We start from the raw sequence: 24,502 nt of genomic DNA, 5'->3' as shown, positions 1-24,502 counted from the left end.
ATGATTGTGAATTTTCGAACAACCATATCTTTCTTGGGATCACGAGACACGGGATCAACCTTCAAGCCCGCGATCTCTACAAATATTATAAATATAGATGGAGGGATTTAGCATGTCGGTGATTGAAAAAGATGTACAAGAAGTGAAATCCGGTTGGAGAAGTTTTACAAAAGGTAAATGGTCCAGAAAAGTTGACGTTAACAACTTTATCGCAAGTAACATTAAGCCTTATGAAGGAAACGAAGAATTCCTCGTAGGACCTACTAGTAACACAACTGAACTATGGAAGATTATTTCCCAATTGAGCAAGGAAGAAAGAGAAAGAGGCGGCGTATGGGATGTTTCCCTAGATACTGTCTCCACAATCACTTCACATGCTCCAGGCTACATTGACAAAGACAAGGAACAAATTGTAGGCGTACAGACTGACGCTCCTTTCAAACGTTCCATCCAGCCATTTGGCGGGATCAAGATGATGGTTGATGCTACGAAAGCTTATGGCTTCGAGCTTCCACAAAACATCGTTGACATGTTTACGAACATTCGCAAAACGCATAACCAAGGCGTATTTGATGCATATACACCAGACATGAGAGCTGTGCGTAAATCCGGCGTAATTACAGGTCTTCCTGATGCTTACGGCCGCGGACGCATCATCGGCGACTACCGCCGCATTGCTCTGTACGGTATTGATTTCCTCATTAAAGACAAAAAACAACAACAAACTGAGCTTGAAGTTGATTCCATGACTGAAGATATCATTCGTTTGCGTGAAGAGCTGTCCGAGCAAATTCGTGCACTTGGCGAATTGAAAGAAATGGCAGCCGCTCATGGTATGGATATTTCCAGACCAGCGACCAACTTCAAAGAAGCTACTCAATGGGTATACTTCGGATATCTGGCAGCAGTTAAAGAACAAAATGGTGCGGCGATGTCCCTGGGCCGTGTGTCCTCTTTCCTGGACATTTATGCAGAGCGCGATATTGCTGAAGGTACTTTGACTGAAGAACAAGTACAAGAAATCGTCGATCATTTCGTAATGAAACTGCGTATCGTGAAATTCTTGCGTACACCTGACTATAATGATCTGTTCTCCGGCGACCCAACATGGGTAACTGAATCCATCGGTGGTATGGCTGAAGACGGAACAACTCGTGTTACCAAGAACAGCTTCCGTTTCTTGAACACCCTGTACAACTTGGGTCCAGCTCCGGAACCAAACTTAACTGTACTATGGTCCGAAAAATTGCCTGAAGCCTTCAAAAAATATTGTGCTAAGGTTTCCATCGAAACTAGTGCAATTCAGTATGAAAATGACGATGTAATGCGTCCATACTGGGGTGAAGATTATGCGATTGCTTGCTGCGTATCTCCAATGCGTATCGGTAAACAAATGCAGTTCTTCGGCGCTCGTGCCAACCTGGCAAAAGCATTGCTGTATGCTATCAATGGTGGTATAGACGAAAAATCCGGAGCACAAGTTGGACCGGAATTCCCAGCGATCACTTCTGAATATCTGGATTATGACGAAGTAATGAAACGTTTCAAACCGATGATGGAGTGGTTGGCTAAAACTTATGTTAACACTTTGAACATCATTCACTATATGCATGACAAATATTCTTACGAACGTATCGAAATGGCGCTGCATGACCGTGACATTCTGCGTACGATGGCTTGTGGTATTGCTGGGCTGTCCGTTGCAGCTGACTCACTAAGCGCAATTAAATACGCCAAAGTAAAACCTATTCGTAACGAACAAGGTATTGCGATCGACTTCGAAACCGAAGGCGAATTCCCTTGCTACGGTAACAATGACGATGCTGTAGACAGCATCGCAGTAGAATTGGTTGAAACCTTCATGACTATGATCCGTAAAAACAAAACATATCGTGATTCTGTGCCAACTCAATCGGTACTGACCATTACTTCGAATGTAGTGTACGGTAAGAAGACAGGTACTACACCTGACGGACGTAAGAAAGGTGAACCTTTCGCACCGGGTGCTAACCCAATGCACGGACGTGACAAGAAAGGCGCCTTGGCTTCCCTGAACTCTGTAGCTAAACTGCCTTACTCCGATGCACAAGATGGTATCTCTAACACGTTCTCCATCGTACCTAAGGCACTTGGTAAAGACGAGGATTCCCGTAAGTCTAACCTGGTACACATGATGGATGGATACTTCCATAACAACGCTCAGCATTTGAATGTTAACGTATTTAACCGTGAACAGCTGATGGACGCTATGGAGCACCCAGAGAACTATCCACAATTGACTATTCGTGTATCCGGCTATGCAGTTAACTTCATCAAGCTGACTCGCGAACAACAAATGGACGTAATCAACCGTACATTCCACGGTTCGATGTAATTTGTTCCTGTCATGAAGATCTTTGAATTAGTACTACATTGAAATAATTGCAAGGAAGATACCGCCCTTGTCTCAAGGGCGGTAATATCTTGTTTGAGAATTGTTAAAATTTTAAATTTTATAGCCGCGATTTAGGGATATGACAGTCTCAAAGACAGGAAGCTTCATCGTTGAAAGAGGGACTGTTAGTCTGTCGTGGCGAAAGGATGACATCCTATGATTAAAGGTCGCATACACTCTTTGGAAACCTTTGGAACCGTTGATGGACCTGGTATTCGATTTGTCTTGTTTATGCAAGGCTGCTTGCTGAAATGTCAGTATTGCCATAACCCTGATACTTGGGCTTTAGATGAAGGTAAAGAAATGACTCTAGAAGAAGTGCTTTCGGAGATCGAGCCATATATAAACTACTATCGTTCATCCGGTGGAGGGTTAACTGTATCCGGTGGAGAACCAACCTTGCAGGCGCAATTTGTAAAGCAGTTATTCACGGAAGTGAAAAAACGTTGGAATCTGCATACCACATTAGATAGTAATGGCTACAACGAAGGTGACAAGATTAATGACTTATTGGACGTTACAGATTTGGTTATGCTTGATCTGAAGCATATTGATGAAGAAGCGCATATCAAGTTAACCGGTAAATCCAATGATCGAACTTTGAAGCTTGCACGCTGGCTCTCAGACCATAATCGTAAGATGTGGATCCGACATGTATATGTACCTGGTATTCATGATCGTGAAGAGGATCTCATTAACTTAGGTCGTTATATTGGAACCTTAAATGGCGTCGAGAAATTCGAAATCTTACCTTATCATCAGATGGGTATCTATAAATGGGAAATGCTCGGCAAAGCTTATGAACTGGATGGAGTACCTTCTCCAACAGAAGAAGAAGTGCAACGGGCATATCGCTTGGTAGAAGAAGGTCGTAAGCAAACGGCATTGGTATAATAGATATATATTTTTAAGAGAGACCGTACCCTCAGTGGTTGATCACTGAAGGTGCGGTTTTTTGTTATGAGGAAGTAAAAAGGGAGGGGATAAAGCTCCTCTGAGGGGGTAGTTTTATACTATTCCTAATAAAGACATGCTATAGTTACACGTGGTTAATGGGATGGATAATAAATGAATATGTCAGGTAATGTGACTATTTGGATGTTTTATTAATTGTTTCTAGAGTGAAAACAAAGTTTTGTGATGAGAAAAACAAATAAATTAAGCGATTTAACATTTTTTGTGTTATGTAATATAACTTATAATGTAGTTGATTCCGCTTACATTAGAGATTTTTATCCCTATAGTGGATGAATCTTAACCTTACGATAATGAAGTCTGTTTTCTATAATAAGAAGTGTAAAGCACATCAATATATAGGGAGGGTCACAAGAAATGAAAAAAAGTATGACTTTGCTATTGTCCCTGATTTTCGTATCATCAGCTTTACTGACTGGTTGCGGAGGCAACAACAATGAGTCTTCTAACAAAGGAGATGGAAACGCTACCGCGACTAATTCAGCCGCTACAAATGCTCCTGCAACAGAAGAACCGGTAAATAACGAGCCATTTGAAATGACGATTCGTCACACTCAAATCGGTGCAGACAAGCAGAAACGTCTGGCTATTCTCGAAGAAGTAGTTAACAAGGTACAAGAGGATGTACCGGGTCTGACCTTTAAACTCGATGGGGTAGATTCAGATGTAAACCGTAAAGAAAAATTGCGTGGTGAAATGGCTGCGGGTAATCCACCGGAAATCTTCGATCTGTTCGGTAGTCCTGACTCCAAGATCTATGCTAAAGAAGGTAAATTACTTGACCTGACTCCAATTCTTGAGGAACTTGGAATTAAGGATAAATTCTCAAATCTTGATCCTTTCACTTATGAAGGAAAAATCTATGGATTGCCTATCGGTGGTTCTGGAGAAGGCTTCTTCTATAACAAAGAATACTATACAAGCAAGGGCTGGAAGGCTCCAACAACGTTTGCCGAATTGGAACAACAATTGGCTGATATCAAGGCTGATGGAAAAGTACCTTTGGCTGGTGCATCCAAAGCTGGTTGGGTACCACTTATGTTAGCTAACCACTTGTGGTCACGTTATGCAGGTCCAGATGTAACTGCTAAATTTGCAACAGGCGAAGCTAAATGGTCTGATCCAAATGTAGTAAAAGGATTTGCGAAATACAAAGAATGGGTTGATAAAGGCTACTTCAAAAAAGGCGAACTTGGCTTTGAATATGCTGAATACACAACACAATTTACTAGTGGTGAAGCGATCCTGCTGTATGATGGTACTTGGAAATCCTCCGTATTTAAAACTGGCCAATCTGGCGAAGGTTTGATCGGTAAAGTTGGCTTCTTCAATATCCCAGCAGTTGAAGGCGGAGCGGGCGACCAAACTGCATTGATGCGCGATGTGAACAATGGTTATGGTTTCTCTGCATCTGCTGAGAAAGATCCACATCAATTGGCTGCTGTGAAATCTTTTATTAAAAACTTATTTAATGAAGAAATGCAATTGCGTGGACTTGTTGAAGATGGTGTATTGCCAGCAATGAAGATTGACCAAAACGTATTGAATGAGAATATTACTGATGATCTGATGAGCGAAATCGTAGGTGTACTTAACAACTCACAATCTTCGTTCCCAGCATTTGACTCTCTTGTTCAAGCTGATGTAACTACAGAAATCAGTAACATTCAAATTCAAAAACTGATTGGCGATCAGACGACTCCTGAGAAAATGGGCGAAGCTTTGCAAAAGGTACAAGAAGAAGCAAACGCAGCAGTTGAATAAATAGCTGCAAACTGAATGTACCCTGGTGCTAAATCCAGGGTACATTTTTAAAATCAAAGAAAATATGTGTTTGCACTTGATCTGAAGCATTCACTATTCGCCAGATGTCAAAGCAACCGGAGGTAGTCATGAATAAAGCATTAAGAAATCCAGTGGTATTTTTCCTTTTCGTTCTTCCAGCATTGATATTGTTCACGATGTTTTTCATTTACCCCATTTTCAGTTCTATTTATTACAGTTTTACCAGTTGGAACGGTGTATCGGAGACGGTTAAATCAGCCGGATTAAGTAATTATGAGAAAGCATTAGGAGATGAACGATTCTGGATATCCGTTAAGAACAACGGTTGGTTTATTCTTTTCTCTGTATGTATCCAGGTACCGTTGATCGTATTCTTCTCGTTATTGATTTCTAATGTGAAGAAGTTAAAAGGCTTATATAAGACCGCAGTCTTTATGCCTTCCATTATGTCTACAGCGGTTATCGGTATTCTCTGGGGGTTTATCTATGAGCCCAACATTGGACTTTTTAATAAGCTCCTTAGTCTAGTAGGAATTAATCCTATTTACTGGCTGTCAGATGAGAGATTTGCAATGCTTTCTATTTTGTTGACGAATGCTTGGCAGTGGACTGGATTTTATATCGTTATGGTCCTAGCGGCGATTCTAGCTATTCCTGGTGAATTGGATGAAGCTGCAGCCATTGACGGCGCAACCGGATTTCAACGCGCTACCCGTATCACGCTCCCACTAATCGTACCGATCATCTCGGTTGTAATTATGCTATCCATTGCTGGAGCAATGAAAGCGGCGGATATTGTCATCGTTATGACTAAGGGGGGACCTGCAGGTTCAACCGATGTAATGGCAACATACATGATTAAATATGCGATCACGAACTTTAAATATGGATACGGAAATGCCATCGCTGTCCTGATCTTTGCGTTTACACTGGTGGTTACAGTCCTTTATCAGCTGCTGATTGCACGTCGTACAGAAAGGATTGAATACTGATGCCACGCGCCCTGAAAAAGAGTCTGCCACATATTGCCCTTTTATTCTATTTGTTAGTGATCCTGTTTCCTTTCCTATTCGTATTATTCTCATCTGTGAAAAAGGATAATAATGAGATTGCGCTTAATCCTTTTGGCATTCCAAAGGAATTCGTCTTCAATAACTACGTCGAAGCTTGGGTAAATGCCAAGATCAGTACTTACTTTTTCAACAGTTTGTACATTTCGATCCTTGCTTCTGTAGTGTCCATTCTGCTTGCGTCTATGTTTGCTTTTGCGGTTACGCGGATGCGTCAGGGGAAATGGAATACTATTTTGTTCTCACTGGTTTTAGTAGGAATGCTCATTCCGAATAATGCTTTAATGCTGCCGATTTATACGATTGTACGTAAGTTAGGAATACTGAACACCCACTGGGCGTTGATCATTCCTTATATCGCCAATGCGATTCCATTTACCATAATTATTTTAGCAGCATTTATGCGAAATTTACCTAGAGAAATAGAAGAAGCTGCGGTCATGGATGGCTTGAAGGCACCGGGTATCTTTGCTAGAATTATTGTACCTCTAACGGTTCCGGCTATGGTTACTGTATTCATTGTTAATTTCCTGGGAAATTGGAACGAGTTCTTGCTAGCTAACTACTTCCTGTCGAATGACGAGCTGCGAACGCTTCCAGTAGGTATGGTCCAATTCCGTGATCAATACCAAATGAACTATGCACAAATGTCAGCCGGTATCGTCTTCAGCGTCCTGCCGGTAATTATCATTTATGCTATTCTGCAGGAGAAGATTATTGAAGGTGTAACAGCGGGCGGCGTAAAAGGATAACTTTATTCTCAGTCAGGAGCACTAGCCGATGAATTTGCGCTATAAATTATTTACGGCATTTTTGGGCCTGATTATCATTCCTTTATTTATTCTAGGCATGCTTATGTTTTTTGTGACTTATAATTCAATTGAGAAAAAGTACAGCCAGCAGTCGGAATACTCACTTAAAGCGATTAGCTACAGTATTTCTAATGTACTAAAAGATATGGATAACGTTACAGACAACGGAATTGCTACCTCGGTATTTCATATGGCCCTTAGTGCAGATGATCCTACCAATCAGGATTTGACTGATGCTGAGCAACTGAATCTGAATGCGAGCCAGCGCAATTTCCGTAGTCTGTTGTTTAATCATCCATCGATCAGTTATGCGTTTTTGTACAATTTTAACGGTAGAGGTAACTCTGAAATCGTGTCGCTTTTTAACAAGGAAAATTTCCGAACGCTACCCTATGATACATTCAAAAAAAGTGATCTGTACCAGGAAGTTATGGACTTGAATGGTGTGCCGAAATGGCTGGCTCCTCACGAGTATCCCGAGCTTACGGGTACTGAACCTGTGTTTACACAAATTCGCTTAGTGAAGGAATTGAGCTTCTTTCAGAACATAGGTATCCTAGTTGTGCAGATCAAGAATTGGGAGTTCGAATCCATATTTCGCAATCTAAAAATTGGGGATAGCAATCAGGATGTATCCTTTATGCTTGTAAATGATGATGGAATGATTCTTTTTGACCCAGATCAAAAGCTGGATGGACAGGACTTCCAGTCTTTCGCGGATAAAGAGATTACCTTTAAAAAAGGGTTTCAGAGTTTCAAAACAGAGTACAACGGGGAGAAAAGCATTCTTTCCATGTATCACTTGAAGGACTATCCATGGAGTCTGGTATCTGTGACTTCTTGGGATACGCTGTCTCACGAAGTTACAGTATTTGCTCGCTGGTTCGTCGCTGTGATTTTCCTTTGCTTATTGGCAGCTGTGATCTTCAATTTATTTTTTATGAACCGGATTACCGGCGGCATCGCTGTCATTGTTCGTTTTATGCGCCGGGTTGAAGACGGAGATCTGACCACTAGGGTAGAAGTTAAAGGAAATGATGAGCTAACGCTGCTTGCTAAGGGTTTTAATGATCTTATGGATAAAATCAATGGGTTGTTTAACAGAATTCATGTGGAGCAGCGTCGCAAGAATCAAGCTGAGATGCGTGTTCTGCAGGCACAGATTAAACCACATTTTTTATTCAATACATTAGAATCAATCAATGTTCTCGCTATACAGAATGAAGGCAAAAAAGTTAGTGAGATGGTCTATAGGCTGGCCAGTATTTTGCGAATCAGCATTCAGGATCGGGAAGAGATTACACTGGATGAAGAAGTTAAACATTTGCGCAATTATTTGGATATACAAAAATTCCGCTTTGAAGATTTGTTCGAATACGAGATCGATATTCCGAATGAATTGATGAGTTGCGGTATCCTTAAACTCACTTTACAACCGCTTGTAGAGAATAGCATTCAACATGGATTTGAGGGCATTGATTACAAAGGTCATGTTTCTGTGAAAGTTTGGGAGAAGCAGGGGGATTTGATTTTACGTATTGAAGATAATGGTATTGGTATTACACCGTCTCAGTTAGCTATTTTTCAATATATTGTGAATGATCCTGTGGAGCAAGAAGTTAAGGTTGAACGGGATAACCGGATGAATCTTGAACGCAGAGGTCTTGGTATTCGCAGTGTAGCAGATCGCATCCGCATTGAATACGGTGACAGGTACGGAATATTTATCTGTTCTAGTCCAGGTCATGGTACTATTATCCAATGTGTCATACCTAAATACGAGCAGGGGGAAGATCATTATGCTAAAAGTATTATTGGTTGATGACGAAGCCCCAATTCTGAATAATCTGAACAGGGTGTTGCCTTGGCAGGAGATGGGGATGGAGGTTGTCGGTATGGCGCGAAGCGGGATGGATGCTTTGCGTATTGCCGAGGAGAAACAGCCTGATCTTGTGTTATGTGACATCCGTATGCCAGTGATGGACGGGTTAACTTTTATCGGTAAGTTGCGGGAGATGGGATTGGATAGCGAGGTGCTGCTTCTTACCGGATATCAGGAGTTTGATTATGCACGGGAAGCGATTCGGCTAGGTGTTAAAGAGTATATTTGTAAGCCGATACATTATGAAGAGCTTGGCAATAAGGTACGGGAAATTGGGGCTAAGATCCGTAGTAAGCAGTTTAAGAATAAACTGTATAATAGCATTCCAATTTTTCAGGAAATCCCTGAAGGTGAAGATGATTCTGGCAAAAAAACACCGGATCAGCTGATGAACCAAGCAGCTAAGTACATCACAGAACATCTCCATTCTGATATTGGGATTGAGGAAGTGGCGAATAAGATCGGGATTAGTGGCAGTTATTTCTGTCTCTTATTTAAGAATCGTTTTGCTATGACTTTCGTGGAATACGTGACCCTACAACGAATTGAAGCTGCTAAGTTTATGCTAACTAACAGTGATAAGAGTATTACGATGATTGGCTCCGGAGTTGGCTATCAGGAGCGGCGTTATTTTACCAAGGTATTTCAGAAGCAGACGGGGATGTCGCCTAAGGAGTATCGCGACCGATGCCGGACCGAAGTGCAGTGAGGTCGGCGTCGCTCTGAGGAATGTTTGTTGCTGAGTGGTGAGGTTAGCGTCGCTCTGAGGAATGTTTGTTGCTGAGTGGCGAGGTTAGTGTCGCTACAAGGAATGTTTGGACTTCCGGTCGCTGTTATCCTCAGATTTCTTGATTAGAAACCGCTATTAGCGGTTGAAATCCGAGGATAAAGGCGAACGCTACGCTCCTACAGTTCCAAACTTCCTCTCCGTTCCTTCTCCCTCACCCCTCTTCGTAGTAGTATAGGGGCCGTCCCACACCTACGGATGTGGGCCTTTCTGGGAACACAAGGGCTGATTGCCTAGTTAATCTAAGGCAGGCAGGTATTATCAACCAGCCCTTGGCTGTGATGAAGAGAAAAGATTATCAACCAGCCTTGGCTGTGATAAAGAGCAAAGATTATCGACCAGCCTTAGCTGTGATGAAGAGAAAAGATTATCGACCAGCCCTTGGCTGTGATGAAGTACAAAGATTATCGACCAGCCCTTGGCTGTGATAAAGTACGAAGATTATCAACCAGCCTTTGGCTGTGATAAAGAGAAAAGATTATCGATCAGTCCTTGGCTGTGATAAATGCGATTAAGGTACATAAGCTATGATTAATTAAATTTTTTGCCTCTATTTAGAGGCTGAAGAGATGGTTTTCCTTGATTTTCGAGGATAATCGTCTCTTTTTTTATAGAAATATAATATGTTCCCTATACTCCCATAAATTATCATATGTTTTAATTAGAGTGTAAGGAGGATACGCAAAACGTTAGGCAAGCAAGAGTATTTGGGACTTAAGAATGGGATGATGGAGAATGGGGGAACCAAAAATGAGTGTGACGAATCCTTCCGTCAGCTTGTCAGAAGTAAAGAAACCAGGCAGGGGAAGAACGCCGAATTTTCTTAGAGTAATGAAGAAATATTGGGTGTTCTATTTGATGATGTTACCTGCGATAGTGATTCTAATCATCAATAACTACATACCGATGTTAGGAACGGTAATTGCATTTAAGGATATCAATTACCAAAAAGGGATTCTGGGTAGTGATTGGGTCGGGTTAGCAAACTTCAAATATTTAATCTCGACGGAGACGGCCTGGATCATTACGAGGAATACGTTATTGTATAATACGGCGTTTATTATACTGACGCTATTTTTTTCGCTAGCTTTCGCAATTATGTTTAATGAAATGCGTAGCAGATGGCTATCGAAATTCCATCAAAGCGCTATGTTTCTCCCTTATTTTCTCTCTTGGGTCGTCGTAAGTTACTTAGTATACGGCTTTCTGAGTGCAGAGCACGGGTTCATGAACAAGACATTACTCCCGTTCTTTGGGGTAGATCCTATCGAATGGTATTCACAGTCTAAATATTGGCCTGGGATTCTTGTAATTGTGAAGATATGGAAAGAGATTGGGTATACAACGGTTATTTATATGGCCGCTATCATTGGAATAGATAATGAATATTATGAGGCGGCACTTATTGATGGAGCTTCTAAATGGAAGCAGATTCGAAAAATCACGCTGCCCCTGATCAGTCCAGTTATTATAGTAATGACGCTGCTGCAGATAGGTAGGATTTTTAACGCAGACTTCGGATTATTCTTTCAGGTTACGAGAAATGCAGGAGCGTTATACTCGACGACGCAGGTTATCGACACTTATGTATATCAGACCTTCCTTGCAATCGGTGATATAGGAATGTCTTCAGCCGCGGGTCTCGTTCAATCTGTTGTAGGATTTCTATTGATTTTCTTGGCGAATCTAGCAGTGCGACGAATCAGTAAAGATGATGCTTTATTTTAAAGGGAGGTGGGAGTGTTGAGCCAGACAGAAACAGCAATAGGGTCGTCACGGCGTACAGGAAAGCGCACAAAACGGCAAAGACAACCCAATGAAATATCTAATATATCTAATTTGCTAATTAATATATTCTTTTGGATATACACAGCGATTTGTGTGGTGCCGCTGATCCTCGTAGTTATTGTATCGTTTTCGGACGAGAATTCCGTTATTCAGAACGGGTACAGCTTTTTTCCTAACAAGTGGGATATTTCTTCTTATGAATTTCTGTTAAAAGATTATTGGCAAATTATCGATGCAGCTTCCGTTTCGTTATTTGTGACTGTGGTGGGCACGATTCTGAGTCTTATCATTATGGCTATGTACGCTTACCCTATCTCACGTGGAGATTTTCCACATCGTAATTTCTTCTCATTTTTTATGTTTTTTACAATGTTGTTTAATGGTGGCCTTGTGCCTTGGTATCTGGTCTACACGCGAATGATGCATATGAAGGATACGTTATGGATTCTAATTATGCCGCTGCTGGTTTCTGCTTTCTTTGTTATCATCTTACGAACCTTTTTTGCCAATACCATACCGCCAGCTTTAATCGAATCTGCTAAGATCGATGGGGCGCCAGAATTCCGGATCTTCGTTCAAATTATTTTGCCTTTATCTATGCCAGTATTAGCTACAGTAGGTTTGTTTCAGACCCTGGCCTATTGGAATGATTGGTACCTTAGTTTGATCTTTATCTCACCCGAAGGTCATGTCAATTTACAATACCTAATGTATAAGACGATGCTGAATGTTCAGTTCCTGACTGCAAGTCCTCAGGCGATGGCTGCCTTAGCTGCACAAGGTGTAGAGATCAATATTCCGACAGAAACGGTAAGAATGGCGATGGCTGTTATTGGTATTGGACCTATCGTGTTTGTATATTCCTTCTTCCAGAAGTATTTTATTAAAGGGCTTACCGTGGGTGCTGTCAAAGGTTAAGGACGATTGTCATGGCTTAATTCGGCCGCTTTATGCTAAGGTGTGAACGGCCGATTCAGCATATATAAATATTTTGAGGGAGGTTATGGTGTATATGAAAGCTGTTAGAAAAAGCGCACTAATGACACTATTGCTAACGATGGTACTGAGTCTTAGTTTAGCAGGCTGCGGTGGGAATAACGGGAATAATGAAGCAGCTTCACCTGCTCCAAGCGAAAATGCAACCGCTACCAATGCTGCTGCTACGGATGAGCCAGCCGCAGATCCTACTGCCGAACCGGCAAAAGAATTGGAGCCTTATACCGTCAAGTTAATCTATGTCGGTGCAGTGCAAAAGGATGAAAAAGCAGTAGAAGATGAAATCAATAAGTTATTGGAACCTAAAATCAACGCCAAATTGGATATCGCACCGATCGATTGGGGTCCATGGGACAATGATGTCAATCTGAAAATTGCGAGTCAGGAAAAATTCGATATCATCTTTACAGCTCAATGGAAGAACTACGTAACGAATGCAGCTAAAGGCGCTTATCTCCCGATTAATGAAGATAGCGGCAAATATGGTAATCTCCTAAATGAATACGGCCAAGGGATTCTAAAAAATCTGGATCCACAATTCTTAAAAGGTTCAGCGATCAATGGTGTGAATTATGCTGTTCCTACAAACAAGGAGCTGGCTGCACAAGGTGGGGTTGTCTATCGCTCCGATATTGCGGATGAACTGGGCATCGATATGTCAAATGTGAAATCTATCCAAGATCTGGATGCAGTTCTCAAAGTAGTGAAGGAGAAAAGACCTGACCTGACTCCATTGTATTTCAAACAAGGTGAGACCTTTAACTCACAATACATGGCACAATACGATACCCTTGGTGATGCTGCCATTCCTGGTGTTCTGCTTAAAGATTCCTCAGATACTAAGATTCAATCGATGATTGAGATGGATCGTTATAAAGAAATCATTAAACTTACTCGTGAGTATATGAAAAAGGGTTACATTAACAAAGACGCCGCAGTTGCTACGAATTCGACTCAGGATGCAATGAAGGCTGGCAATGTCTTTATGACAGTGCAATCGCTTAAACCAGGTAAAGATAGTGAGCTGGCGAATGCTACCGGCTTGGTTGGCAAGCTGAAACAAATTGCATTCAATGATCCAACGATTTCTACTAGTGATGCTGCTGGATCTATGCTTGCGATCTCCGCTTCCTCTGGTGATCCGGCCCGGGCTATGATGGTGCTAGATATTCTGCACACAGATAAAGATATCAACAATCTGCTTGTTTTCGGTATAAAAGGTGTGCACTATGAAGTCGTAAGTGGTGATACGATCAAAGCTACAGATAAAACAGCTGATTATAATACGGCTGCAGCTTGGATGCTTGGAAGTCAATTCCTGAACCCCGTGTGGGAAAGTGAAGCTCCAGACAAATGGGAACAATTCAAAGCCTTTAACTCTAAAGGTAAAGCCTCTGTAGCGCTTGGTTTCAACTTCGACGCCTCCGCGATGAAGACTGAAATGGCTGCTTGTAAAGCTGTAATGGATGAATACGACATCAGTTTGGATACGGGTTCTGTTGATCCTGATACCGTACTGACTAAGTATGCTGATAAGCTGAAAAAGGCAGGGCTCGATAAGATTATTGCAGAGAAGCAAAAACAGCTGGATGCTTTCTTGGCTGCGCAAAAATAAAGCGAAAATGAATTAAAAAAAGGCTCTCCCCAGCAGGCTAATTTAGCCGGGGAGAGCCTTTTTTATGATATTACTTAGCGGAAGGAGCTGTCTATTTGCTTTGCGGCTTGAACAGCTAGGGTCCAAGCCAGTTCAGGAGTTAGCTCGCCTTTTTCAGCTTTGGTCAAGTATTCGAGCATGCTTGTCTCCACGTCAGCGTGATGAGGGCCGTAATAGGTCGGAATTACTGTTTTTGCTGCTGAAGAAAGGGTCAGACCAAGCTCTGAATTAGGAAAATAAGGATCATGCAGATCGTGGATCTCTGGGTCATCATAGATTTCGGGGGTGGAAGGGAAAGCCCCTTGTACCTTGAAAGAAACCAATTGCTGCGTTGGTTCGGTTAGCCATTTAATAAGAGCAAAGGATTCATCAGGATGATTACCTGTCTTTGGTAAGGTCAGAACGGAGCCTCCGCGATTAGCGCTGTTTTCTGGGATTTGTGTTACATTCCATAAACCGCTGGCAGTTGGAGCACTGCTCTTGATATGACCAATCATCCAAGCCGGACAGAGCATGACTGCAAAATCTCCGTTGAGCAGGCCTGCACCCCAGCGTTGCGTATCCACTGCAATACTGGCGGACAGATTTAGCTTAAGGGCTTGAATTGAGAAGTCCCAGGCTCGTTTGACCGCTGGATTATTGTCGAGGATCAATTCTTGCGTTGTGGGACTGTAATATTGAAGCTTGGACTGACGTAGAAGGGTGAGATAGAGGTTCTCCAAGTCATTTACAAAAGCTTTTCCTGTTCTCTCCTGTACTTTGGTGCCCGCTTCAAGGAATTGCTCCCAAGTTTGGATTTCTTTAGCCACTTCCTCTGGTTTAGTAGGGAGACCTGATAATGCGAATATATCCGTTCGATATAACATGGCATAGGGTCCAATTTCCGTTGGTAATCCGAAAATAAAATCATTACCCAGCACCTCCTGCCACTTCCAATTCAGAAATTGGTCCTTCAGATTGTCAGCTTCAAAAGTTTTTAGGTTATAAAAATAATCAGGGAACTGTTTGAAGCGATCCAAATAGCTAATATCAATGGCAGCCACGTCCGGGGAACTATAACCTGCTGCGAATGAAGTCTGTAGCTTGGCTGGAAGCTGCGTGGAGGTGGAGGTCTGAATATGAATCTCTAGCTCGGGATGTTGAGATTGATATTGGTCAATGAGCGACTCAAGACCTGATCCGGCAGTGAGCCAGATGTTCAGCTGTATCGGGTCTTGTAAAGCGGTATCTTCCTTGGAAGGGGAGAGCTGACAACCACTTGTATTAAGCAACAAGCCAAATGTTAATAGGACAGTAATCAACTTACCATTTACATTCAAGAGAAACACACCTCTACTTTATTTGTTGTGCTTCTGAAATTCCTGAGGAGTCATCCCCATGTATTTCTTAAAAATAAGGCTGAAATATGCAGGATCCTTAAAGCCTACTAATTCGCTAACCTCATATACCTTGAGAGTAACATTCTCTAATAATTCAGTAGCTTTTTGAATACGAAGTTTGGTAAGGAAGCTAGAGAAAGGTTCCCCTACATCATCTTTAAACAATCGGCCGAGATAGGTAGGATTCATATACAGTTCATCTGCGATCATTTTGAGGGAGAGATTCTCTTGGAGCCGGGAATTCATAACCTCAATCATCATAGAGATTACCCTACGCGTTGCCTTTACTTGTAATTGTTCAGCGAGCTGTGGAGAAGCCGAATGTATGGTGAGGTCTCTGAAAAAGATAACGGATGGCGTACTCTCTTTTTTGACCTGCTGACAAGCTTCCAGACTCTCATGATAGGCGGTTGCGAGCGCCCCCAATTGATAGTGAGGGTTGGAGACCCCTGCACAGAATGGCGATTTCAGAATACCCGACAGCTTATGCAGCAGTTCTTGTGTCAATACCTCATCCACGCCGTTAGGCTGCTCAAGAGGATAGAATAATAGCATGATGGCTTCCTGCTCCTCTTGAATACCAACAACATTGGCGTACAGCGCAAAACATTCTTCTAATATATTAACGACCGCTGCATACATGGCTTGTTCCGACCAGTTCTGCGGCATGCCTACTCCAAGATGGTTTACGGTTATGACTACAAAGGAATGAAAAGGAGGAATAAGTTGTTCTTCAAAATAGGGTAACGGGATGCCGTAAAGAAGATCAGATAAGCGTTTCTCCCGAAGGTTTTTTTCTCTCAGCTGCGTTAATTGCCTCTGCTGTTTCTTCAATTGAAGACGTTCATATACGCCTGTTGCGACTTCAAGAATATGTTCTACTGAATTTGGTTTAACCAAATATTCCTTTACACCATAACGGATGGCTTGACTAGCATAGGTGAAATCCTGATAACCTGTGAGCAGCACGGTTTCAGTGTCTGGATAACATTCATGGATATGCTTTGCAAGTTCCAGTCCATCCATGCCGGGCATTCGTATATCGGATATCACCAGATCAACCATATGCTCTTTTAACAGTTGCACAGCTTCTAAACCGTTCTCTGCCGAGCCAATAATGCTAAAGTTATGATTCGCACTTCCCAGCATTTCTGACAGAGAACGGCGAACAAAACTTTCGTCGTCCACGATTAACACATTCATCGTTGTGCCTCCTTAACTTTGATCATACTGTAATGGAACAGTGACTTTCACAAATAAGCCACCAAGCTCGCTTGTTGATAGCTGTAGACCAAATTCCTGTCCGTAGATCAGCTCTATGCGATGATTTAGATTGGATAGTCCAATTCCGGTATGAAGCAGCTTCTCCGGATTAACCTCACCGCCGACTAATGCGTCTGCCATACTTTCCTCGCTCATGCCGTCCCCGTTGTCTTCTACAGTTAACACCAGAGATGTTCCTTCACTATAGGCACGTATGCGAATTAGCCATACTTCCCGAAGTGTGGGTTCAAGTCCATGAGTAATGGCATTTTCGACAAGTGGCTGAAGGGTTAATTTCATAAGCTGGCCATTCATAACCTCAGGATTTACAAAAAGATCAATCTGCAATTTGTCCTCGTAGCGCAGCTTCTGGAGAAAAATGAACCGTTCTAATTGCTTTAAATCCTCCTCAACTGTAACGAATTCGGATCCGCGGTCAATGCTATAGCGGAGCAGGTCACTTAGAGCGAGTACCATTTGGGACTCTTCCTGCATGCGTTTGTTGGCGAGCGACCAATAGATTGTATTCAAAGTGTTATAAAGGAAATGCGGGCGGAATTGCGCTTTGAGTGCTACGATCTGAGCTTGCTTTTCACTGATCTGCTTGCTGGATAGGTCAGCGATAGTATGATCCAGGTTTTGGAGCATCGAATTATAGCTTGAATAAAGGATAGCCATTTCTTTGTTCATGGTTGTTTTTACAAAAGGTAAAGTAGTTCCCCGTTCGACATTGCTCAGCTTGGTTGCCAGATTACGAAGGGGCTTGGATAGGGTCCAAGAGAAAAAGAAAGTGAATAGTAGGGCAGCGCCCATCCCCAGCAGGCCAATTAAAATAATATTCCGGCGAATCGTATTTAAATCTTTGACAGCGTCTTTAGAATCAATGTAAGCAAAAACGCTCCACTCGCTATAGTCGGAATAGGCATAGGATACGAATAGATTGCGTGAGTTTATTTTTTGTGGAATGATTCTGGCTTTATGATTGCTGAATTGTTTTAGAAGCCCGTCGTTCATATAGAGTCCAATTTCTTTTGGATCTGTGGAATAGACAATGGTATTAAATGAATCAACAACTTGGATTTTCTCATTTTTGCCGAGGTGAAATTGGCTGACAGCGTTATGGATAACCTCGACAGGGAGGACAAGAAACAGGGTTCCTAACCGGTTTAGATCATTCCAATCATTAATTTGTCTGGCACCCATCACCACAGGGATATTACCGTTCTGCCATACATCTACACCGAACCAGACCATTCGGCCTTTATTCTGTGCTATAGCCGGAAACCAATAAGCATCACGGATTTCCTTTTCGCTGTCCCAGATGACCTTTAAGGAACTGCTGTTGGTATACACCTGATCATCGGACAGCCCGAGCAGCTTGAACTGGATGTCAGAGTTTATGGAACGTGTCTGTTGATCTATGTAACGAGTAATTTCCATGGCGTCTGTACGAGGTGAACGTGACAACGCTAAGTCTCCCAAGGTTTCTTGAATCAAGGGACTGAACATGATCGTAGAAGAAAGCTTATCGTTATCCTGAAGAATTGCGTCCATTTTACCTTGAAGTTGCTTGACGGATTCCAGGATATATTGGTTGGAGCGGTTTAAAACAGCTTGAGAGGAAGAGCGGTAGGACAAAAAAATGGTGAATCCTACGATGGTGAAGATGATTAGAGAGAAGCCCATGATTAATTGAACGAGGATGGAGATTTTTTTGGACATGTTATCCCTCGCATGTAAAAGATATTCTTCCATACATTGTAACAAAAGCAAATGAAAGCGAATATAGTCAGACGAAAAATAAACATATTTATAGAAAAAATCTCATTTTTTTCAGGGGAAACAGCGTGGTTGTAGAATGTTATTTAATACAGCGTTAATCTTTCTTTACTTAATAATGAAACTTTTTATGGTGGCATGCGTCTAATACTATGTTTGTTATGACGATCGTGGCAAAAGCTTTTTGCCGCCCTATCGTGGGTGGTAGCATTTTGCGGGGAATATAAGAGGAGTATGAAAAAGATAGAGTCCTACTTATATTTACAAATAGGAGCAGAGGAGTTATATCATGGATTTGAAAAAGTTAACGTTAGTTGCTGTTTTGGCTGTATCTCAGGCCGCCTCGGCAGTGCCGGCTTTTGCTGAAGCTGTCAATAATACCCCAAGTAATACTACTGTAATAGGGACAGTTGTTTCAGCTGCGCCGGAGGTAATGCCAGAATCTACCGATCCATTGCCGCCATTGCCGACGGAGACGCCAGGAGGAGTAGTGTCACCAACACCAACTCCTATTCCTGCAGAGACAGTTGATCCTACCACTACTGTTGAACCTACAGCAACAATTGAACCTACTGCAACACCGCTTCCAACTGCAACACCTGGAGTTACTACAGAACCTACTACAACTACAGATGGTGCTCGTGCTGCGGCTAGCAATCAGCTTATCCTTATGATGAACAGCAACAAAATGTATCAGAACGGCCAGGAATATTTAGCTAATCAGCCTATGGCAGTGAAAAACGGCGTGTCCTACGTTTCGATCCGGGCTATGGTAGAACGTGTAGGTGTGAAATACGTTTATGATTATAAAACGAAAGAAACTATTGTTACCAAGGGAAGCGACGTTATGCGCTTTAAGACCGACAGCAAGGTCTATACAGTTAATGGTGAAAAGAAGACAATGAAAGGTCCAGCTTACCAATACAAGGGTACTTTCATGGTTCCATTGACATCCATAACTGGGGCACTGGGCATTCCTTACACCGTTGATAATGTACAAAAGCGGGTAATCCTTACATTAAACAACAAACCTAAAGCTTCTTTCACAGTGCCAACTGAAATTTACGCCGGCGAACCAGTGACCTTCGTTACCTCCAGCTCGTCACCAAATGGTGTAGCTATTGTGGATGAAAGCTGGGGAGGTAACAAGCAGGATATCTATGATCAACCAGGATATTATGTAGTAACCTATTCCGTAATGGATGCGAATCAACAGTGGAGTGATCCTTACTCCATGACCATCACAGTGCTTAAACCTAATACACCTCCAGTTGCTAATTTCACTACAGACAAGGATTCATATAAGATGGGTGAAATGATTACTTATACCGATCTAAGTAACGATCCTGATGGTGATGAAATTACCGTAACTTGGACGAACAAAGCAGAAGCTTTCTTTACTCCGGGTCCAGCGACAATTGCTGTCCAAGTAAAAGATTCACATGGCGCGATCAGTACCTTTGAGAAAACCGTTAATATTTCGGATGAAATCTTGTACAGTAAAGAAGATTTCAACAGATTATTTGCATCTCCGGGCAGTGTGTTTAGCATCGATGGATCGATGGTTCCTACTTGGCAGCAAGTAGCTTATAATCTTTCTTCCGAGCCTTATAAACTAATTCGCAGCAACAGCCCAGAAACGGTGTATACAGAAGGTGTTACTTACCGTGAGACTTCATTAGGTAAAACCCGCTTCTTGATTCACCACAAGAATAACCTGAATATTAAAGCTAAAGTGTATGTGATTGCTACGAATAACAATCTTTACCCAACTACGCTTACAACAGAATATGTTGGCTTTGCAGGCCCAAGCACATATCCTGAAGGTACAGGTAAAATGTCTGTAGAACGTTATTGGAAATCTATGCTTACAAATGAGCATTATAAAACGATTGTTCTGCAACCCGGGGAAAGCGTCTCAATTCTGACGGATCTAAACCAAATTGCGATGAAACCAAGTGAAATTGTTTCACTGCAAGCGGACTTATTTAGTGATTATCCAATCGATTATAATGTCATGTTAATTGATGCGAATAAAGATCCACTGACTACACTTCCAACACTTCCAGTTCTGGATCAAGACGGAGTGCATAATCGGGGAACTTACGAAGATTCTACTCGTATTATCACGGTTACCGATGAGGTAGGAAAAACCCCTGCAAAACTTCTGCTAGGCGATAATTCCAGTGATAAGAACCTGGCTGGCGTAGACCCAATGGCAGGTACGGAAGCATCCAATGCCGGTAATTTCGGGGTATTATACAAGATCAGATTCGAAAATGTTGCACCAAACTCCTTGATTACGTTTAATCCACGTGGCGGTAACTATATGGGGCCGGTTATGGTTAATAATCAAATCGTGCATATGCCAAGCGTGGGAAGTCTTGCTAATGCTGATATGAACAGTGTGGTTTATCGTAGTGGTGAGTATGGCGGCAGTGTGGAGATTTTGTTCACAGCAGCTTCAGGCAGTAACTTGCCGGTCAATTTCCTCATCACTCCACTTCCAGCAAAGAAATAACAGAATAGGAATATCCCTATAAGCTCTATTGGGGAATTATCTACAATATAGGCCCGGCTGAATATTCCGTAAAGGAATACGCAGCCGGGCTTTTGTTTAAATATAATAATTCATTGGTTATGTAGGGGTGCTTCATTGTGCTTCATTGACGGGGCATTTATTTTGGGGCATTATTAAGAGAGTGAAATATAAATGAACTGATCTTATGGGAGATGAGCGTATGCTGTCGACAGAACAAATATTAGAAGTCATGTCGGGGCAAGGACTGCGAATCACCGACCAACGCAAAACGCTTGCCCAGTTATTCGGCGAGAATAAGGGATATTTGTCAGCGAAGGATGTATATGAGCATATGGGCCGCAAGTATAGCGGGCTTAGCTTTGATACGGTGTACCGCAATCTTCGTGTAATGGAAGAGCTTGGTGTGCTTGAACAGATTGTCTTTGAAGACGGAGTGAAGTTCAAGGGAAGCTGCAATCATCAGGATCATCACCATCATATGATCTGCCTTCAATGCCAAAAGACCTACCCGATTAATTTCTGCCCGATGAATTTAACGGATACACCCGATCAATTCCGGGTAGTCAAGCATAAATTTGAGGTGTTCGGTTATTGCAAAGAATGTGAAGAGAACCGGGAAGAAGAACTAGTTGCAGCATCAGATAAACAAAAGGGACTTTAGAAATGGTGACCCTACGCAGAACGATTCAGGCGCCTATTCGGGTGTACCGCAGGTACATTTCCCCTATTAAACCAGCAACCTGTCGCTTCTATCCAACCTGCTCTGCCTATGCCTTGGAAGCCATTGAAGTCCATGGTCCACTGAAAGGCTCATGGCTTGCAGCTAAGCGGATTGCCAGATGTCATCCCTTTCATCCTGGAGGACTTGATCCTGTGCCGCCGCTTCAAGATGAATCTGCTGAGAAGGATTCTGCCCCTGCGACTTGACATGGTGCCTTACCTTTGGGTATATTCACAAGTAATAGTATGAATTCCGAAGAACGGATAAGTAAATCGTTACGTCCATTACAGAGAGCCGGAATGTGCTGAAAGCCGGTATGGAGCGTTAGATTGAATATGGTCCGGGAGGAACTGTGTTCGAGCGGGGACTGCAATTGAGGTTCACGTAAGATAACAGCGTGATCCAGCGTTAATGGACAGTTCCCGCGAGGGAACTGGCGAAGCCTGTGCTCTGTGAAGAGACAGGAAATTTGGGTGGTATCGCGTGAGTTATACTCTCGCCCCATTATGGGGACGGGAGTTTTTTGTTTTTTAATAAGAAAGGATGATTACCGAATGAGTGAGAAAAAAACGTTTTACCTAACGACACCAATTTATTATCCGAGTGACAAGCTACATATCGGACATGCTTATTCAACCGTGGCAGGAGACGCAATGGCCCGTTACAAACGTCTGCGCGGCTACGAAGTGCGTTATCTAACCGGTACAGACGAACATGGACAAAAGATTGAGCGGAAGGCAGAGGAAGCAGGAAAGACCCCTCAGCAGTTCGTAGACGACATTGTTGTTGGTATTAAGGAGCTATGGCGCAAGCTGGACATTTCGAACGATGACTTCATCCGTACTACGGAAGAGCGTCATAAAAAAGTGGTACAGGATATTTTTGATCGGTTGCTGCAGCAAGGAGATATCTATAAAGGTGAATATGAGGGCTGGTATAGTATCCCAGATGAAACCTTTTACACAGAAACGCAATTAGTTGATATTGTGCGTGATGATAACGGTGTGATTACTGGTGCAAAAAGCCCAGATAGCGGCCACCCGGTTGAGTTGGTGAAGGAAGCAAGTTATTTCTTCCGGATGAGTAAATATGCGGATCGGTTACTGCAATTTTACGAGGAGAATCCAGAGTTTATTTTGCCGGAATCCCGTAAGAACGAAATGATTAACAATTTCATCAAGCCCGGACTGGAAGACCTGGCAGTTTCCCGCACAACCTTTGATTGGGGTGTAAAAGTTAAGGGCGACGAGAAGCATGTCGTGTACGTGTGGATTGATGCTTTGACTAACTATATTACTGCTCTGGGTTATGGTTCCGAGGATCGCACCTTGTATGACAAGTTCTGGCCTGCGGATGTACACATCGTTGGTAAAGAAATCGTTCGTTTCCATACGATTTACTGGCCGATCATTCTGATGGCGCTTGGTGAACCCCTTCCGAAAAAAGTATTTGCCCATGGCTGGTTGCTCATGAAAGATGGAAAAATGTCGAAATCCAAAGGTAACGTAGTTGATCCTGTGACACTGATTGATCGTTATGGCTTGGATGCATTACGTTATTACCTGCTGCGCGAGGTACCATTTGGTTCTGATGGCACGTTCACACCGGAAAGTTTTGTAGACCGGGTTAACTATGATCTTGCCAACGACCTGGGTAACTTGTTGAACCGTACAGGGGCTATGGTTGAAAAGTATTTTGCAGGCGAGATTCCGGCATATGAAGGAAATGTAACAGCATTTGATGGTGAGCTTCAAGCTGCAGCTGAGAATACTTATGCCAAAGTAGAAGAAGCTATGGAAAAAATGGAGTTCTCCGTGGCGCTGACAGCTATCGGAACATTCATTAGCCGCACCAACAAATATATCGATGAGACCCAACCTTGGGTACTTGCCAAAGATGAAAATAGAACTGCCGAGTTGGCTTCTGTGATGAGACATCTTGTGGAAGGTCTGCGTACTGCTTCAATCCTGCTGCAGCCGTTCTTGACACAAACACCAGCGAAGATCTGGGAACAGCTGGGTATTGAGCCTGGTGAGTTAACGACTTGGGATAGCGGTAAGACTTTTGGCCTGATTCCGGCGGGAACAAAGCTGGTGAAAGGCAATCCAATCTTCCCGCGTCTGGATGTGGAGCAAGAGGTAGCTTATATTGCCGAGGCTATGGGCGCTGGCAAAGCTGCGGCTGAAGTGGCGGAAGCGGCTGCTCCTGCTGCTGCGGACTCCGAGCCAGTGGAAGAGCATAAAGAGGAAATCGGCATTGACGATTTCGCTAAAGCAGAGCTGCGTGTTGCTCAAGTTATTGCTGCAGAGCCAGTGAAAAAAGCTGACAAGCTGCTGAAGCTGCAACTGGATCTGGGTTATGAACAACGTCAAGTGGTTTCTGGTATCGCGAAATTCTATACACCGGAAGAGCTGGTGGGACGTAAAGTGATTTGTATCGTAAACCTTAAACCGGTGAAGCTGCGTGGGGAGTTGTCCCAAGGGATGATTTTGGCGGCTTCTAAAGGTGACCAGCTAACGATCGCTACCGTGCCGGACAGCATGCCAAACGGAGCAGTAGTGAAATAAGACAATACTGTTGTAGAAATTTTTTAATGAGGTTGCTTGAACAAGAGAATGCTCCTTCAGCCGGGTTG

General features: G+C 42.7%; 18 protein-coding genes. 15 read left to right on the top strand and 3 right to left on the bottom strand.

The features are described from left to right. Positions 1-112: 112 nt before the first annotated feature. From pflB to NSS82_RS23640, 11 genes are all read left to right on the top strand, one after another. Positions 113-2,374, top strand: a complete 2,262-nt coding sequence (gene pflB / locus NSS82_RS23690; RefSeq protein WP_036682923.1) for a formate C-acetyltransferase — start codon at positions 113-115, stop codon at positions 2,372-2,374. A gap of 216 nt (positions 2,375-2,590) precedes the next feature. Then, complete coding sequence (gene pflA / locus NSS82_RS23685; protein WP_036682920.1) at positions 2,591-3,328, top strand: pyruvate formate-lyase-activating protein; 738 nt, start codon at positions 2,591-2,593, stop codon at positions 3,326-3,328. Positions 3,329-3,766: 438 nt separating this feature from the next. Further along, complete coding sequence (locus NSS82_RS23680) at positions 3,767-5,173, top strand: extracellular solute-binding protein (RefSeq protein ID WP_076273502.1); 1,407 nt, start codon at positions 3,767-3,769, stop codon at positions 5,171-5,173. Between the two features lie 128 nt (positions 5,174-5,301). Beyond that, the gene (locus NSS82_RS23675) at positions 5,302-6,186 is read left to right on the top strand and encodes a carbohydrate ABC transporter permease (RefSeq protein WP_036682917.1); all 885 of its coding nucleotides are present in this window, start codon (positions 5,302-5,304) and stop codon (positions 6,184-6,186) included. Continuing rightward, the gene (locus tag NSS82_RS23670) at positions 6,186-7,016 is read left to right on the top strand and encodes a carbohydrate ABC transporter permease (RefSeq protein ID WP_036682912.1); all 831 of its coding nucleotides are present in this window, start codon (positions 6,186-6,188) and stop codon (positions 7,014-7,016) included. Before NSS82_RS23675 ends, NSS82_RS23670 begins: the two co-directional genes overlap by 1 nt. 28 nt (positions 7,017-7,044) lie before the next feature. Further along, positions 7,045-8,898: a cache domain-containing sensor histidine kinase gene (locus NSS82_RS23665; protein ID WP_076104373.1), complete on the top strand. Its 1,854-nt coding sequence runs from the start codon at positions 7,045-7,047 to the stop codon at positions 8,896-8,898. Continuing rightward, on the top strand, positions 8,876-9,667 hold the full coding sequence (locus tag NSS82_RS23660) for a response regulator transcription factor (RefSeq protein ID WP_036682908.1): 792 nt from the start codon (positions 8,876-8,878) through the stop codon (positions 9,665-9,667). Before NSS82_RS23665 ends, NSS82_RS23660 begins: the two co-directional genes overlap by 23 nt. 359 nt (positions 9,668-10,026) lie before the next feature. Further along, positions 10,027-10,173, top strand: coding sequence for a hypothetical protein (locus tag NSS82_RS23655; protein WP_178420210.1), 147 nt, complete (start codon positions 10,027-10,029; stop codon positions 10,171-10,173). Between the two features lie 322 nt (positions 10,174-10,495). Continuing rightward, a complete protein-coding gene (locus tag NSS82_RS23650) occupies positions 10,496-11,473 on the top strand; it encodes an ABC transporter permease (protein WP_235219484.1) in 978 nt (325 codons plus the stop codon). Positions 11,474-11,488: 15 nt separating this feature from the next. Continuing rightward, complete coding sequence (locus NSS82_RS23645; RefSeq protein WP_235219483.1) at positions 11,489-12,451, top strand: carbohydrate ABC transporter permease; 963 nt, start codon at positions 11,489-11,491, stop codon at positions 12,449-12,451. A gap of 94 nt (positions 12,452-12,545) precedes the next feature. Further along, positions 12,546-14,144 carry an ABC transporter substrate-binding protein gene (locus NSS82_RS23640; RefSeq protein ID WP_076104374.1) on the top strand — a complete coding sequence of 533 codons (1,599 nt, stop codon included), beginning with the start codon at positions 12,546-12,548 and terminating at the stop codon, positions 14,142-14,144. 74 nt (positions 14,145-14,218) lie between these two features. On the opposite strand, the gene NSS82_RS23635 is transcribed toward NSS82_RS23640, so the two are convergent. Genes NSS82_RS23635 through NSS82_RS23625 form a run of 3 tightly spaced genes read right to left on the bottom strand, consistent with a single transcriptional unit; the run spans position 14,219 to position 18,547 of the window. Then, positions 14,219-15,502, bottom strand: a complete 1,284-nt coding sequence (locus tag NSS82_RS23635) for an ABC transporter substrate-binding protein (RefSeq protein ID WP_076104375.1) — start codon at positions 15,500-15,502, stop codon at positions 14,219-14,221. 18 nt (positions 15,503-15,520) lie between these two features. Continuing rightward, positions 15,521-16,765 carry a response regulator gene (locus NSS82_RS23630; RefSeq protein ID WP_036682902.1) on the bottom strand — a complete coding sequence of 415 codons (1,245 nt, stop codon included), beginning with the start codon at positions 16,763-16,765 and terminating at the stop codon, positions 15,521-15,523. 12 nt (positions 16,766-16,777) lie between these two features. Then, entirely contained in the window at positions 16,778-18,547 is a 1,770-nt protein-coding gene (locus NSS82_RS23625) for a sensor histidine kinase (protein ID WP_036682901.1), read from the bottom strand. A gap of 346 nt (positions 18,548-18,893) precedes the next feature. Between NSS82_RS23625 and NSS82_RS23620 the strand changes: the two genes are divergently transcribed. The 4 genes from NSS82_RS23620 to metG all read left to right on the top strand — a co-directional run bounded on the left by NSS82_RS23620 (position 18,894) and on the right by metG (position 24,434). Beyond that, positions 18,894-21,125 carry a stalk domain-containing protein gene (locus NSS82_RS23620; RefSeq protein ID WP_038572549.1) on the top strand — a complete coding sequence of 744 codons (2,232 nt, stop codon included), beginning with the start codon at positions 18,894-18,896 and terminating at the stop codon, positions 21,123-21,125. Positions 21,126-21,345: 220 nt separating this feature from the next. Beyond that, the gene (locus NSS82_RS23615) at positions 21,346-21,807 is read left to right on the top strand and encodes a Fur family transcriptional regulator (protein ID WP_036682896.1); all 462 of its coding nucleotides are present in this window, start codon (positions 21,346-21,348) and stop codon (positions 21,805-21,807) included. A gap of 2 nt (positions 21,808-21,809) precedes the next feature. After that, positions 21,810-22,073 carry a membrane protein insertion efficiency factor YidD gene (yidD, locus tag NSS82_RS23610; protein WP_036682893.1) on the top strand — a complete coding sequence of 88 codons (264 nt, stop codon included), beginning with the start codon at positions 21,810-21,812 and terminating at the stop codon, positions 22,071-22,073. A 348-nt stretch (positions 22,074-22,421) separates the two neighbouring features. After that, a complete protein-coding gene (gene metG, locus NSS82_RS23605) occupies positions 22,422-24,434 on the top strand; it encodes a methionine--tRNA ligase (RefSeq protein WP_076104376.1) in 2,013 nt (670 codons plus the stop codon). Positions 24,435-24,502 lie beyond the last annotated feature (68 nt).

This window comes from Paenibacillus sp. FSL H7-0735, assembly GCF_038008505.1.
In the GTDB taxonomy this organism is placed as follows: Bacteria; Bacillota; Bacilli; order Paenibacillales; family Paenibacillaceae; genus Paenibacillus_AQ; species Paenibacillus_AQ odorifer.
Note: the sequence above shows the minus strand (reverse complement) of the source record. Positions and strands in the feature narration are given on the sequence as shown.

Coding starts and splice junctions, on each gene's coding strand:
- NSS82_RS23620 (WP_038572549.1), top strand. CDS start 18,894: ATGGATTTGAAAAAGTTAACGTTAGTTGCTGTTTTGGCTGTATCTCAG.
- NSS82_RS23615 (WP_036682896.1), top strand. CDS start 21,346: ATGCTGTCGACAGAACAAATATTAGAAGTCATGTCGGGGCAAGGACTG.
- pflB (WP_036682923.1), top strand. CDS start 113: ATGTCGGTGATTGAAAAAGATGTACAAGAAGTGAAATCCGGTTGGAGA.
- NSS82_RS23655 (WP_178420210.1), top strand. CDS start 10,027: ATGAAGAGAAAAGATTATCAACCAGCCTTGGCTGTGATAAAGAGCAAA.
- NSS82_RS23665 (WP_076104373.1), top strand. CDS start 7,045: ATGAATTTGCGCTATAAATTATTTACGGCATTTTTGGGCCTGATTATC.
- metG (WP_076104376.1), top strand. CDS start 22,422: ATGAGTGAGAAAAAAACGTTTTACCTAACGACACCAATTTATTATCCG.
- NSS82_RS23670 (WP_036682912.1), top strand. CDS start 6,186: ATGCCACGCGCCCTGAAAAAGAGTCTGCCACATATTGCCCTTTTATTC.
- NSS82_RS23680 (WP_076273502.1), top strand. CDS start 3,767: ATGAAAAAAAGTATGACTTTGCTATTGTCCCTGATTTTCGTATCATCA.
- NSS82_RS23660 (WP_036682908.1), top strand. CDS start 8,876: ATGCTAAAAGTATTATTGGTTGATGACGAAGCCCCAATTCTGAATAAT.
- pflA (WP_036682920.1), top strand. CDS start 2,591: ATGATTAAAGGTCGCATACACTCTTTGGAAACCTTTGGAACCGTTGAT.
- NSS82_RS23675 (WP_036682917.1), top strand. CDS start 5,302: ATGAATAAAGCATTAAGAAATCCAGTGGTATTTTTCCTTTTCGTTCTT.
- NSS82_RS23625 (WP_036682901.1), bottom strand. CDS start 18,547: ATGTCCAAAAAAATCTCCATCCTCGTTCAATTAATCATGGGCTTCTCT.
- NSS82_RS23630 (WP_036682902.1), bottom strand. CDS start 16,765: ATGAATGTGTTAATCGTGGACGACGAAAGTTTTGTTCGCCGTTCTCTG.
- yidD (WP_036682893.1), top strand. CDS start 21,810: ATGGTGACCCTACGCAGAACGATTCAGGCGCCTATTCGGGTGTACCGC.
- NSS82_RS23640 (WP_076104374.1), top strand. CDS start 12,546: ATGAAAGCTGTTAGAAAAAGCGCACTAATGACACTATTGCTAACGATG.
- NSS82_RS23650 (WP_235219484.1), top strand. CDS start 10,496: ATGAGTGTGACGAATCCTTCCGTCAGCTTGTCAGAAGTAAAGAAACCA.